Source organism: Exiguobacterium sp. NPDC077395, from assembly GCF_050269125.1.
Classification (GTDB): Bacteria; Bacillota; Bacilli; order Exiguobacteriales; family Exiguobacteriaceae; genus Exiguobacterium; species Exiguobacterium aestuarii_A.
On the sequence record NZ_JBNNHU010000001.1, the window covers coordinates 1,101,846 to 1,115,331 of the forward strand.

General features: G+C 45.6%; 14 protein-coding genes. 11 read left to right on the forward strand and 3 right to left on the reverse strand.

Going from position 1 to position 13,486, the window contains the following annotated elements:
• Positions 1 to 48 precede the first annotated feature (48 nt).
• From recA to ACQKD4_RS05685, 6 genes are all read left to right on the forward strand, one after another.
• Positions 49 to 1,098, forward strand: a complete 1,050-nt coding sequence (gene recA / locus ACQKD4_RS05660) for a recombinase RecA (RefSeq protein WP_074033216.1) — start codon at positions 49 to 51, stop codon at positions 1,096 to 1,098.
• Between the two features lie 187 nt (positions 1,099 to 1,285).
• Entirely contained in the window at positions 1,286 to 2,848 is a 1,563-nt protein-coding gene (gene rny, locus ACQKD4_RS05665; protein ID WP_427372706.1) for a ribonuclease Y, read from the forward strand.
• 48 nt (positions 2,849 to 2,896) lie between these two features.
• Entirely contained in the window at positions 2,897 to 3,691 is a 795-nt protein-coding gene (locus ACQKD4_RS05670; RefSeq protein WP_214692776.1) for a TIGR00282 family metallophosphoesterase, read from the forward strand.
• A gap of 26 nt (positions 3,692 to 3,717) precedes the next feature.
• A complete protein-coding gene (locus ACQKD4_RS05675) occupies positions 3,718 to 3,978 on the forward strand; it encodes a stage V sporulation protein S (protein ID WP_012726477.1) in 261 nt (86 codons plus the stop codon).
• A gap of 167 nt (positions 3,979 to 4,145) precedes the next feature.
• Complete coding sequence (gene tdh / locus ACQKD4_RS05680; RefSeq protein WP_427372707.1) at positions 4,146 to 5,222, forward strand: L-threonine 3-dehydrogenase; 1,077 nt, start codon at positions 4,146 to 4,148, stop codon at positions 5,220 to 5,222.
• A gap of 13 nt (positions 5,223 to 5,235) precedes the next feature.
• Entirely contained in the window at positions 5,236 to 6,417 is a 1,182-nt protein-coding gene (locus ACQKD4_RS05685; RefSeq protein ID WP_074033211.1) for a glycine C-acetyltransferase, read from the forward strand.
• A gap of 688 nt (positions 6,418 to 7,105) precedes the next feature.
• Here the strand turns inward: ACQKD4_RS05685 and ACQKD4_RS05690 are convergent.
• Positions 7,106 to 7,654, reverse strand: coding sequence for a DUF4256 domain-containing protein (locus tag ACQKD4_RS05690; protein WP_427372709.1), 549 nt, complete (start codon positions 7,652 to 7,654; stop codon positions 7,106 to 7,108).
• Positions 7,655 to 7,778: 124 nt separating this feature from the next.
• Between ACQKD4_RS05690 and ACQKD4_RS05695 the strand changes: the two genes are divergently transcribed.
• Positions 7,779 to 8,537, forward strand: a complete 759-nt coding sequence (locus tag ACQKD4_RS05695; protein ID WP_427372710.1) for a hypothetical protein — start codon at positions 7,779 to 7,781, stop codon at positions 8,535 to 8,537.
• 104 nt (positions 8,538 to 8,641) lie between these two features.
• On the opposite strand, the gene ACQKD4_RS05700 is transcribed toward ACQKD4_RS05695, so the two are convergent.
• The gene (locus ACQKD4_RS05700; protein ID WP_427372711.1) at positions 8,642 to 9,799 is read right to left on the reverse strand and encodes an MFS transporter; all 1,158 of its coding nucleotides are present in this window, start codon (positions 9,797 to 9,799) and stop codon (positions 8,642 to 8,644) included.
• A gap of 158 nt (positions 9,800 to 9,957) precedes the next feature.
• On the opposite strand from ACQKD4_RS05700, the gene ACQKD4_RS05705 reads away from it, so the two are divergent.
• Both ACQKD4_RS05705 and ACQKD4_RS05710 read left to right on the forward strand, forming a co-directional pair.
• Positions 9,958 to 10,359 carry a hypothetical protein gene (locus ACQKD4_RS05705; protein ID WP_427372712.1) on the forward strand — a complete coding sequence of 134 codons (402 nt, stop codon included), beginning with the start codon at positions 9,958 to 9,960 and terminating at the stop codon, positions 10,357 to 10,359.
• Positions 10,341 to 10,889: a GNAT family N-acetyltransferase gene (locus ACQKD4_RS05710; RefSeq protein ID WP_427372713.1), complete on the forward strand. Its 549-nt coding sequence runs from the start codon at positions 10,341 to 10,343 to the stop codon at positions 10,887 to 10,889. Before ACQKD4_RS05705 ends, ACQKD4_RS05710 begins: the two co-directional genes overlap by 19 nt.
• Positions 10,890 to 10,937: 48 nt before the next feature.
• Here the strand turns inward: ACQKD4_RS05710 and ACQKD4_RS05715 are convergent, their stop codons facing one another.
• On the reverse strand, positions 10,938 to 11,357 hold the full coding sequence (locus ACQKD4_RS05715) for a MarR family winged helix-turn-helix transcriptional regulator (RefSeq protein ID WP_427372714.1): 420 nt from the start codon (positions 11,355 to 11,357) through the stop codon (positions 10,938 to 10,940).
• A 159-nt stretch (positions 11,358 to 11,516) separates the two neighbouring features.
• Here ACQKD4_RS05715 and ACQKD4_RS05720 point away from each other — a divergent pair, with 159 nt between their 5' ends.
• Positions 11,517 to 12,314, forward strand: coding sequence for an enoyl-CoA hydratase (locus ACQKD4_RS05720; protein WP_427372715.1), 798 nt, complete (start codon positions 11,517 to 11,519; stop codon positions 12,312 to 12,314).
• A gap of 88 nt (positions 12,315 to 12,402) precedes the next feature.
• Positions 12,403 to 13,461 carry an enoyl-CoA hydratase/isomerase family protein gene (locus ACQKD4_RS05725; protein WP_427372716.1) on the forward strand — a complete coding sequence of 353 codons (1,059 nt, stop codon included), beginning with the start codon at positions 12,403 to 12,405 and terminating at the stop codon, positions 13,459 to 13,461.
• Positions 13,462 to 13,486: the final 25 nt, after the last annotated feature.

Below are 13,486 nucleotides of genomic sequence, written 5' to 3' on the forward strand. Positions count from 1 at the left end.
TATGTTCACGTATAATGAAAGTATCAATTAAAGGAGGCTCATTTATCTATGAGTGATCGTAAACAAGCGTTAGAAATGGCATTACGCCAAATTGAGAAACAATTCGGTAAAGGCTCGATTATGCGCCTTGGTGAAAATACAGACCAGCAAGTATCGGTCATCCCTTCTGGGTCGATTGCCCTCGACGTCGCACTTGGTGCGGGTGGATATCCACGCGGTCGTGTCATTGAAGTGTACGGACCAGAATCTTCAGGTAAGACGACTGTTGCCCTTCATGCGATTGCAGAAGTTCAAAAACGTGGCGGTCAAGCTGCGTTCGTCGATGCCGAGCATGCGCTCGATCCAAAGTATGCTAAAAATCTTGGCGTCAACATCGATGAGTTGTTGCTCTCTCAGCCAGATACAGGGGAACAGGCGCTCGAGATCGCTGAAGCGCTCGTTCGCTCGGGAGCAGTTGATATCCTCGTCGTCGACTCGGTTGCGGCACTCGTACCGAAAGCCGAAATCGAAGGGGAGATGGGAGACTCGCACGTCGGTCTTCAAGCTCGTTTGATGTCTCAGGCACTTCGTAAATTGTCTGGTGCAACGAACAAATCGAAAACAATCGTCATCTTCATTAACCAAATTCGTGAGAAAATTGGAATCATGTTTGGTAACCCGGAAACGACACCTGGTGGTCGTGCCTTGAAGTTCTACTCTTCAGTACGCCTCGAAGTACGTCGTGCAGAAACGCTCAAACAAGGTCAAGATATGGTCGGGAACCGTACGAAGATCAAGATTGTAAAAAATAAGATCGCACCACCATTCAAGACGGCGGAAGTCGACATCATGTACGGTGAAGGGATTTCACGTGAAGGGGAACTCATCGACATCGGTGCAGACCTCGATATCGTTCAAAAGAGCGGTGCGTGGTACTCGTTCAACGAGGAGCGTCTCGGTCAAGGTCGTGAAAATGCGAAACAATACATGAAAGAAAATCCAGCCATCGCGGCCGAAGTGGAGCGTCAAATTCGTGATCACTACGGCTTGAACGGAGAAAAAACAGTCACAGTTGAAGGTGAAGACGACGAAGTTCTCTCACTTCTTGATGACGAATAAGCACATGGTCTCACTCGGAATCATCCGAGTGAGATTTTTTTAGTATAATTTTTAGGCAATTGGTAGTTCTATCCTGTCCGTGCATTGCATTCTCTCTCTTAAATAAGTACAATAAAGTTATGCGCGGGCTTGCCTGCGTTACTCACTTATTAAAAAAATAAAATAACCTTGCGAAAGGGAGGTGAACATGATGGAATGGCTATACTGGCTTATTCTGATCCTCCTTTTGCCGATAGCTTTTGTTGCAGGTTTTTTTGTGCGTAAATCGATCGCCGAAGCGAAGATTCAAGGTGCCGAGACGGAAGCGACTAAGATTGTAGAACAAGCAAAACAACAATCGGAAGCGATGCAAAAAGAAGCACGGCTTGAAGTAAAAGAAGAGATGATTCAACTTCGCAATGAGACGGAACAAGAATTGCGTGAACGTCGCGAAGACCAGAAAGTGAAAGAGAATCGCCTCGTTCAAAAAGAAGAGCTTCTCGACCGCAAAGCAGATATGCTCGAGCGGAAAGAAGATTCGCTAGATGAACAGGAGCGCGGGCTCGAAAAACGCAAACGTGAAGCAGAAATGCTCGAAAGCAAAGTGGAGGACTTATACGAAGAGGCACGCCAAGAACTTGTACGCGTGGCAGCCCTCTCGAAAGATGAAGCACGTACCATCATCATGGACGAAGCGAAGCAGGAAGCGCTTCACGATGCTGCTCTCCTTCAAAAAGAAATCGAGCAAAAAGCAAAACAAGAAGCGGATAAAAAAGCGAAACACCTCTTATCTCTCACGATGCAACGATACGCTGCTGAACATGTCTCGGAGACGACGGTATCTGTCGTCAACTTACCGAGTGATGAGATGAAAGGTCGCATCATCGGGCGTGAAGGACGTAACATCCGTACGCTCGAGACGTTGACTGGAATTGATCTCATCATCGATGACACGCCAGAAGCGGTCATTTTGTCAGGTTTCGATCCGGTTCGCCGTGAAATCGCCAAAATGACGCTCGAAAAACTCGTTCAAGACGGGCGCATCCACCCGGCTCGCATTGAAGAGATGGTAGAGAAGTCTCGTCGTGAAGTCGATGAGCGCATTCGTGAGTACGGAGAAGAAGCTACTTTCGAAGCCGGTATTCACGGACTCCATCCAGACCTCGTCAAGACACTCGGTCGCATGCGCTATCGTACGAGTTATGGACAGAACGTCTTGTCTCACTCGGTCGAGGTGGCACATCTTGCCGGGATGATGGCAGCCGAACTCGGGGAAGACGTCACACTCGCGAAGCGAGCTGGACTCTTGCACGATATCGGAAAAGCAATCGACCACGAAGTCGAGGGCAGTCACGTCGAAATCGGAGTAGAGCTTGCAACGAAGTACAAGGAACATCCGGTCGTCATCAACTCGATTGCTTCCCACCACGGGGACGTCGAGGCGACATCGACGATTGCAGTACTAGTCGCAGCAGCTGACGCCTTGTCGGCAGCTCGCCCTGGAGCTCGTCAAGAGACGCTAGAAAGCTACATTCGCCGTCTCGAACGACTCGAGTCAATCTGTGAGTCGTTTGAAGGTGTCGAGAAATCGTATGCGATTCAAGCGGGACGTGAAGTTCGAATTATCGTTCGCCCTGACGTCGTCGACGATGTCGTCGCCGGTAAGATGGCACGCGATATTTGTAAACGAATCGAGGATGAACTCGATTATCCTGGACAAATTAAAGTGACGGTTATTCGTGAAACACGTTCCGTCGATTATGCGAAGTAAACGAAGCGGAGAATTTCTCCGCTTTTTCTGTTTGAGGGAGGATTTTATATGAAAATTTTATTTATCGGTGATGTCGTCGGGAAACCCGGTCGAGATATTTTGAGCAATCAGATTGGTCGTTTGAAAGACAAATACAACCCGACGTTCATGCTCGTCAACGGTGAGAATGCGGCAAACGGTCGTGGTCTCACGAAAAAGATTTATCAACAGTTTTTAGAACTCGGCTTCCATGGGGTGACGATGGGGAACCATACGTGGGATAACCGTGACATCTTTGATTGGATCGACGATGCCGATCGGATCGTCCGTCCAGCAAACTATCCGGACGGGACACCTGGAGTCGGGATGATGAAGTTAAAACAAAATGGAAAGAAATTGGCCGTCATCAACGTCATGGGCAATGTCTTCTTGCCATCCCTTGACTGTCCGTTCCGTACCGTCGATCGTCTCGTTGAAGAAGTGCGTGACGAGGTAGACGCCATCTTCGTCGATGTCCATGCCGAAGCGACAAGTGAAAAGATTGCGATGGGGTATCACCTTGACGGGCGTGCCCAAGCCGTAGTCGGGACGCATACGCACGTACAGACGGCAGATGAACGTGTCTTGCCGAACGGGACAGCGTATATTACCGACGTCGGGATGACAGGTCCACTTGACGGGGTACTCGGGATGGATGCATCCGTTGTTTTAAAAAAATTTATGACACAACTCCCAGTTCGGTTTGAAGTTGCCGAGGGACGGGAACAACTTAATGGAGTTTTCATTACAATCGATGATCAGACGAAACGAGCGACAAAAATCGAACGAATACACCTAGATGATCAGACCGTCTGGTTTGATTGAACAACCTACCCGAGGGGGAAACAAGAATGGACGTACTCAAAGTTTCGGCAAAATCGAACCCTAACTCCGTTGCGGGTGCTTTAGCGGGTGTGCTACGTGAAAAAGGAACGTGTGAGATACAGGCGATTGGGGCAGGTGCGCTGAATCAGTCCATCAAAGCCGTCGCGATCGCCAGAGGCTTCGTCGCGCCAAGCGGTCTCGATTTGATTTGCATTCCAGCCTTTACCGATATTATGATTGACGGAGAGGAACGTACTGCCATCAAGCTCATCATTGAGCCACGATGAGCGGTCGGGACATAGGTCCTATTCTTGTGAAGAGGAGCCATCGGCGCGGATGGCTCCTCTTTTTTTTGTGGAAAATGGACGTTCCGTCTTCTCAGTTTCGTCATTTTATGACAAGATGATAAAGAACGTATCGTTCGATCATAAGAGACAAGAGGGGGACGTTTTCAATGGAACAACTCGTGTCAACCACAGAGAAGGAAACAACGACACCAGTAATGAAAGCGATTCAAAAACACACGGCCGGTTTTGGGGCAAAACTGGTCGACGTACCAGTTCCGACGCCAGGACCTGGAGAAGTACTCATTCAAGTCAAAGCGACATCGATTTGCGGGACCGATGTTCATATCTATGAGTGGGATGAGTGGTCACAAAGCCGTGTCAAACCACCGTATGTATTCGGTCATGAATTTTCGGGAGAAGTCGTGGCACTCGGGGAAAGGACGAAACGCATCAAAATCGGACAGACCGTATCCGCTGAGACGCATATCGTCTGTCATCAGTGTAAACAATGTTTGCGTGGACAATATCACATCTGTAAAAATACAAAAATCATCGGTGTGGACACGCAAGGTTGTTTTGCAGAGTACGTCGTTATGCCTGAAGAGAACCTATGGGTGAACCCAGAAACGATGCCGGCAAAACTTGCATCCATTCAAGAACCACTTGGAAATGCGGTTCATACGGTGCTAGCAAGTGACGTGTCTGCCAAATCGGTCGCCATCGTCGGATGTGGACCAATCGGACTCATGGCCGTAGGCGTTGCCAAAGCAGCTGGTGCGAGTCGCGTCTATGCGATTGACGTCAATCCGTATCGCTTAAAGCTCGCAGAAGAGATGGGGGCAGATGTCGTCATCAACAGTTTAGAAGAGAATCCGCTCGAATTGATCGAGCGTGAGACCGACGGAGACGGAATCGATGTCGTCTGCGAGATGAGCGGTCACCCGATTGCGATCGACCAGGCGTTCAAAATGGTCACGGCAGGCGGGGATGTCAACGTCTTGTCACTCCCAGCTCGTCCGGTCGCCATCGACCTCACGCGTGATGTCGTCTTTAAAGGTGTCCGTGTCCAAGGGATCACAGGACGGAAGATGTACGAGACGTGGGGCCAAGTCTCGACGATGCTCGCGACGGGTCAGTTGAACGTAGAACCAATCATCACGCACGTCTTCAAGCTCGAAGAGTTCGAAAAAGGGTTCGAACTCATGCGGGCAGGGAAATGTGGGAAGGTCGTCTTAATACCTTAAAGGGGGAAACAACATGGCATTTGAACATATTACAGAAGCAATCAATGAGATGAAAGAACAGGGGACGTTCCGTAAGCTCGTCCCACTCGAATCGGCACAAGGGAACGAAGTGACAATCGACGGGAAGTCACTCGTCCAGCTGTCATCAAACAACTATCTCGGACTAGCGAACCATCCACGTTTGAAACAGGCAGCGATTGAAGCGGTCGAACAGTACGGTGCGGGAACAGGATCGGTCCGGACGATTGCCGGTACATTCGAGATGCACGAAGCATTTGAGCGCGAACTCGCAGAGTTCAAGCACACGGAAGCATCGCTCGTCTTCCAATCGGGATTCGCGACGAACCTCGGGGTCTTGTCTGCACTTCTCGGACCGGAAGATGTCGTCATCAGTGACGCACTCAACCATGCGTCGATTATCGACGGGATTCGTCTTACGAAAGCAGCGCGACGCATTTATAAGCACGTCGACCTTGAAGACTTGGAGAAGGCATTAAAAGAAACACAAGATTATCGGACACGTCTCGTCGTAACGGACGGTGTGTTCTCGATGGACGGGAACATCGCACCGCTTCCTGCCATCGTCGAACTCGCCGAGAAATATGACGCTGCGGTCATGGTCGATGATGCCCACGCATCCGGCGTCCTCGGGAAGAACGGACGTGGAACGGTCAACCATTTCGGATTGGACGGTCGTGTCGCGCTACAGGTCGGGACGCTCTCAAAAGCAATCGGTGTCTTAGGCGGGTATGTTGCCTGTTCACAAGACGTACGCGATTACTTGATCCACAAAGGTCGTCCGTTCCTCTTCTCGACATCACATCCACCGGCAGTCGTAGCGGCGAACCGTGAAGCGATCCGTGTCATGAAAGAGGAAGAAGAGTTGTTCGACAAGCTATGGGCGAACACGGAGTTCTTCAAGAACGGACTACGCGACCTCGGCTTCGATATCGGACATGCGACAACACCGATCACTCCGGTCATGCTTGGTGAAGAAACACTTGCGCATACGTTCTCGGACAAACTGAAAGAGCATGGTGTATTCGCACAGAGTATCGCTTTCCCGACGGTCGAGCGCGGAAAAGCACGCATCCGGACCATCGTCACAGCGGAGCATACGCGAGATGACCTCGAACGTGCACTCGAGGCGTTCAAAACGGTAGCGGAAGAGTTGAATGTGACACTACACGCATGAATGAGGACTGCAGACAATCTGTCTGCAGTTTTTTGATGGATTTGCACATGAAATCGAGTATATTCAGATAGAGCGCAGATAGAGTAAGCAGAAATATAACGTATTTTTAAATATTTCAATTACCGTAATATGATTTAATCAGTCTATATCAGAAATGAGGAAAGGCTATGTTTCAGCAAGGAATATTTCAAGTGGGAATGGTGTTAGATCGAGAGACGTTTTCGATTCTAACCATTTCACCACCATTCATCATAAATGTGATTTTTAGTGTCTTGATTGTGATATATGTCTTGTACTTTCGGAGTGAGGGTTGGAAAGAGAAATTGTGGAACGTTGTACTAATGTGCTACGCGCTCTTATTCATCTCTGTCTATATAGGAGCCTGGTTTGTGAGGCTGAAATACAACCTTACACCGAGTTTCAGTGAGTCGTTCGCCCTCGAATCCTTTCCTGGATGGAAGGTTTTTTTCAAGCAATGGATTGAGAACGGGATAGAAGAACCGAATTTGACAGCGAATGCGATTACGTTTGGTGCATTGTTGTTCTACTCTCGGAAGTTGAAAAGTAGAATTATGTGGGTGTTAAGATTACTTGCAATGATTCCTGTCAGTTTGTTTTTCATCATGTATATTCCGCAATTCCTTAGTTGGTTATTCCGATAAAAAAGAAGCAAGGCGCATTGCCTTGCTTAAATCATGAGTATCCCTCTAAATCCTCGAGACGCATAATAAGAATCTGCACCATTGTGATAGACAAAAGTGTGATCATAACGGCGGTCGCAGAACAGGGCGCCGCCTTTTTGACGAATCTCATTCGGTGTCAGAATCCAACTCGAGGTCTTCAAATCGAATTGACCGAGCGTTTGTAAATGTCGGTATGTTTCTTCGTCGAGAAGGGTTATGCCTATCTGTTCAGATAGGGCGACCGCGCTTCCGACGGGCTTATTCTTTTTACGTGCCTCAAGAGCGGGTTCGTCATAACAGAGACTTCGTCGACCGCTCGGACTCTCGACTGAACAGTCGCAAAAAGCGAGATCTCCGTTAGCTAGACGAATCACGTCGGGTTCGCCTCCTGTCTGTTCCATTAAGGAGAGTGTAGCCAACTTGTCCTGATTAACTTGAATTCGTTCCAATACGTCTGACCAGATGAGGTCAGGATGACGTTCCACGTTTTCGGTAAAGCGAGACTCTAACGTATTTAATAACTCGAGAGTTTCTTCGTGTGAAAGCTTCGACATGGGAATCACTCCGATCATTTGTTTCTTCTAGTATACGATATGAATCGCTACAGTTTGTCTTATCCATTGTGAGAAAGGGGAATCCAAATTGAATTTTGATGAAATAAACGTTGAGCATCTAAAGGTGAACTCATTTCAGACAATGGATCTGTTCACATTGAAAACAGACTATTTGAGTCGATTGCCTGTCGGTTCGTATCGAGTCACAGATTACTGTGAACTTGACGTGATTGTCACTAAGTCACAATTAGGACGACTTCGGTACGTTGATTTGACCTTGCCGTTGGGCGTGTATATAGAGGGTCGACTTCTCTTTTTGTATGATCCGTATCGTCGTGAGATCTATTCAACACATGAACAAGTCGATTATCCAAATAAACAAAATATCTCGACTGTTGATTTCTTATGTGCTAATAGTCGCGACTTTCACGACCGTGATTCGTATTCACTAAAGAGTGAAGACCTGTATAAACTACCATCGGATAGTCATTGGAGGGAATTTGGGTTGCCGAAAGTAAAGTCATCTGCCACATTCCTCTTGCGACTAGTCAAATCACTGAACGTCTCTTCATTTCAGACAGTTTTAAAGAAGAGTCGATTTCTAACTGATCTCAAGGGATGGGCAGATGTGACAAAGTGTGAATACAGTGTCGAACATTACGGAAAATGGATGTGGTCGAATGAGTATATGATGACCTGTCATCTTCCAAACGTATCTGAAGGTGAACTTCTTCAATTGATTACGATGATTGAGGAGAGTGATGAGTTGGAAGGTTTTCGATTTTTGATTGAGACCGAGGCAAGCATTCTGTCACTTTTTATTTTAGGAGATATGAAGCGAGGCTATGGCGTAGGAGTATTTCAATACGGGAGTGACGAATAGGGAAAATTAAACACTGGATTGTAATTGAATAGAACGTCCAACTATTTATTTCGGTGGAAAATTCTATACAACAGGCGCCCTCTTTTAGAGAAGGCGCCTGTTGCTTATACAGATGATACGGTTAACATGGACTGTTCAGTTAATCGTCCGATCCAAATCAACGGAAGGGTCAAAAGTGCTCCAAGAAGGTAAACCGAATCAATCGGTAGTCCGTCCGCGAGAAGTCCGAACAGCAAGCTCCCCACACTGAATGCAAGGGCGTATCCTGTCTGTTGCACACTATATACATAAGGAAGCTGTGTAGCCGGAATCTGTTCTTGAATGACGGTGTTCGTCTGGATGATGCGGATTTGTGTAGCTACGCCTTGAATGACTAACGCCAAAATTGCAAACGCGAGATGTACAGTCATGCCGAACAAAATGGCGGCGACAATGGATAAGATAGCGGTCGACGGTAACGATGGCGCTTGTCGAGACCGATAAAGATGGGCACTCGCCGCAATCATACTGATCAAAAATGCTGCGTTGAGCATCCCCCACCAGCCCGTATCGACTTGTAGATGTCGTTCGAGATAGACGAGAAGCAATGCCGAAATCCAGAGCGTGCTGACAAATGATTCATACGTCACAAACCATGTCACGCGACGGGCGAATGGTGACGTTCTTACATAAGTAAGACTAGCGCGTAAGGTAATCGATTCATCCGTTCCATCATCGACGCTGTCTTCCGTAAGCGATTGATTGAAGTAAATCGTCACAATCGTGGAAAGGACGAAGAGAACGAGGGAAACGACTAACGCGAGAGCGCTCGAGGTGAAAGAGACGAGCATCGTCCCGAGCGGCCACATGGCGAGCTGGATGAACTGATTGGAACCTTGCACGAGGCTGTTCGCTTGTTGACGATTCGTCGTCAATCTTGGGATGAATGATGCTTGGATGGGACGTGCGAATCCATCGAGGAAAGCGATCAACACGACAAGACCGAGAACTAGAATCGAATCCGTGAAGAGAACGAGAACAAGGGTAACCGTCTTCATCAGTTGTGACAGGACGAGCGTTTTCCCTAGCGAGTAGCGGCTGAGGATACGGGCAAAAAAGAGTCCGCTGAGTGTCATACCGGTAGTCACGGCAATCGGGAAGCTGGCCGCCATGAGAGCGGAACCGGTTTGTTCATACAACGAGGCAATGAGTGCGACGATGTAGAGGACATCGCCAATATTGGCGAGCCATTGGCTAACGAGCAGTGTATAAAACGATTTCATCACAAATCTCCTCCGAATCTATTCAATTGGGTGGGTTGGACGAATCGTTTTTACACATTTTCACCTCTTCATAAAATAATATAAAAATAATTATACAAAATTTGATGAATTCTGTAAACTTGTCATATGGTCGCAATTGTTAATATTAGGAGGGTGAAATGATTCAACAAGCTTTGAAACTAGTCGGTAAAAAGAAGTTGGATTGGGTTACAACACGAGTACCAGCTCTTGAAGCAGATCAAGCTTTGATTGAAACCATCGCTACAGCCATTAGTGTTGGGGCAGAGCTTCCGCAATTCTATGAAAAAGAGTTACATATCGTCGGATCAAGTGACGGTTGGGACTATAGAGAACATTTCAAGTGGTATTTTGAAGCGAGTTGGCAAACCTCATACATACAAGAGATTTTTGAGTTGGACATTGATCAATATAGCTTAATTGCTACGTTTGAAAGACTAAGTGCACATGTCATCAACCCAATTAAGATTGCAGTGACATATAAAAAAATACATCATTTGCTAACTGAAAAGGATGGATCCATATGCTTGAATATAAATTAAATAACGATATCACACTGAGAATGTTTAATGTAAACGATGCAGACGCGCTGTTTGACCTGACGATGGCATCGAAACCTTATCTCCGAGAGTGGCTCGGTTGGCTTGACTACATTGAAACAGTAGAAGATTCGAAGCAAAACATAGAAGGACGAATTAAAGGACTGATTGAGACGGGTGGATTCCCAAAATCATTCGCTGTGATGTATAAAGGCGTGCTTGCCGGGACAATCGGATTTAACGAAATCGATCGTGGAGTCCAATGTGGCACGATTGGGTATTGGCTCGGACAAAATTTTCAAGGGAAGGGCATCATGAGTCAAGCACTCGAAACGATTATCGAATATGGATTCCGAGACCTTAAACTAAATAAAATTGAGATTCGAGTCGCGACAAAGAATTTGAAGAGTCGGGCACTTCCGGAACGTCTCGGCTTCAAAGATGAAGGGACCATTCGTGATGCGGAATGGTTATATGATCATTATGTCGACCATGTCGTTTACGGATTGCTACGGAGTGAGTGGGTAAGATAAAAATAGAAAGGACATTCTCTCATGATGGGAGAATGTCCTTTGTGCAGGTCAATAATCAGTTTGGATGATTATTTCTAGTGAATTTTTTAGAATTTCCACATCTCGATGCGATAAATTTTCGAAAACTTTTTCATTCAGTTCTACTGTCGCAGCTTCGATTCCACTTCTCAATTCTTCAGCTTTTTGAGTAGATACAACCAATACGTTTCTACGATTATCAGGATCGATCGAACGCTCGATGAGTCCTGATTTTTGCATTTTATCGAGTATTCCTGAAATTGTCGGAGCTTCTAGATACAACTTTTCCCCAATCTGTTTCGGTGAAAGCTGTCCTTCCCTCCACAAACAATTCAATACCCCATATTGAGCTGGAGTCACTTCATATTCTTCTAGTAGTTTGCTGAAAATTTTAAAAACCTTATTCTGGCTAGCGCTTAGTAAAAAGTTAATACAATCTTTCAATTCCATATCGTTCCCCCCTTATCTTGACACTATTCATCATATCATGTTAAATTCTGTGGTGAAACAGTTTTGGTACCGAACAATTTTATATACGAATCAAGATTTACCAGCTAGAAATCAACTTCATGATTAAAAGTGAGGCAAAATGAGGAGGAAAACAAAAAAATGAGTAATGAAATTCAATTTTCAAATTGCTATGTAAAAGTCGAAAATCACGTAGCCTATCTCTTCATCAATAATCCACCAGCAAATGTAATCAGTTCAGAGACGGTTCGCGGATTGTCAGCCTGTGTTGATTATGTCGCGAATGATTCAGAGATAAAGGCAGTCGTGATTACAGGGGAAGGGAAATTCTTCGTTGCAGGTGCTGATATCAAAGAATTTGTATCTGCGTTCGATAGTGAAGAAAAAGGAAAATCTCTATCTGTAGAAGCACAATCTGTCTTAAATAAAATCGAACAATTAAACAAACCTGTCATTGCTGCGATTAATGGAGCTTGCTTAGGTGGGGGTTTGGAGCTTGCAATGAGTTGTCATATGAGGATCGCTGCAGATGAAGCCAAGCTTGGGCAACCTGAACTGAACTTAGGATTAATACCGGGCTTTGGAGGTACGCAACGTTTGGCACGGCTTACGAATAAGTCGAAGGCTCTTGAAATGATTTTGACTAGTAAAATCATTGGTGGGAAAGAAGCGGAATCAATTGGCTTAGTGAACAGATCAGTGCCCCTTATCGAATTAATGGATGAAGCGAAACGACTTGCCGAAACCATTGCTCTTAAAAAGAGTCGATCATCGATTGCGGCAACGATGGAGGCGGTAAATAAAGGTTTGGAAACAACATTAGAAGAAGGTCTGGCGATTGAAGCAAACCTTTGGACAGGGTTGTTTACAACGGAAGATATGAAAGAAGGGGTCAATGCTTTTATCGAAAAACGTGAAGCAGAATTTCAAGATAAATAATGATTTGAACATTTCAACTTGTTTTCAGTAAGTATATGTCGTGTTTAATTTATATTAACCAATATAATCTTCAAGGCGGTGATTGATAGTGGATGATCGAGAAAGTGTCGTCGCAGAACTTCAAAATGGAATTGGGTGGATCAAGCTGAATCGCCCCCGTGCGTTAAACTCTTTAAACGTTGACATGGTAGATACGATGAATGAACAGCTAAAAAAATGGAAGCTAGATGACACAGTTTCATTAGTATGTATTTATGGAGAAGGCGAAAAAGGTTTGTGTGCAGGTGGAGATATGCGAACCTTATACGATTTAAAAGAAAAAGGTATTGAAGCTTACGCCAATCAGTTCTTTTCGATTGAGTACGAGTTAGACTATGAGATTCATCATTATCCAAAACCAGTCGTCGTATTTATGGATGGTATAGTCATGGGAGGTGGTGTTGGACTATCCATTGGTGCCTCGCACCGGATTGTCACAGAATCATCAAAGTGGGCAATGCCTGAAATGAACATCGGTTTTTTTCCTGATGTCGGGGCAAGTTATTTTTTAAATCAAATGCCTGGTTTTGTTGGTAAATACCTCGCTCTAACCGCTAATGTTTTTCAGGCATCCGATGTACTCTATATTGGAGCGGCTGACTATTTTATTGAGAGCAAAGATTGGCCGAAGTTAAAAGAAGAGATGATGGAAAAACGTTGGATGCCGGATTCGGTTGATATGGAACTTGAACAGCTATTGGGGGCGTTCCGAAAGTCAATTTCTCTTCCTTCGTCAATATCATCGGTACAAGACAAAATTGATCATCACTTTCAGTTTGAAACGATTGAAGAAATCATTTCATCTCTTAATGAAGCTGCGAGAACTGGGGGTGAATGGGCTGATAGAACGATGAAGACACTCTTATCCAAATCACCGACTTCACTAAAGGTGACCCTTCGTCAAATACAGAAAGGGAAGGGGCAATCTCTTCAAGCGTGTTTTGACATGGAACGAAGCCTCGCAATGAATTTTATGAAATCCCATGATTTTTATGAAGGAGTCCGTTCGGTACTTGTTGAAAAAGATCGTACTCCGAAATGGAATCCTTCCAAACTTGACGAAGTGTCAGAACTCCATGTTAAATCTTTTTTTGAACAAGTATGTTAATAGAATATTTAAGTTCATTAACAGA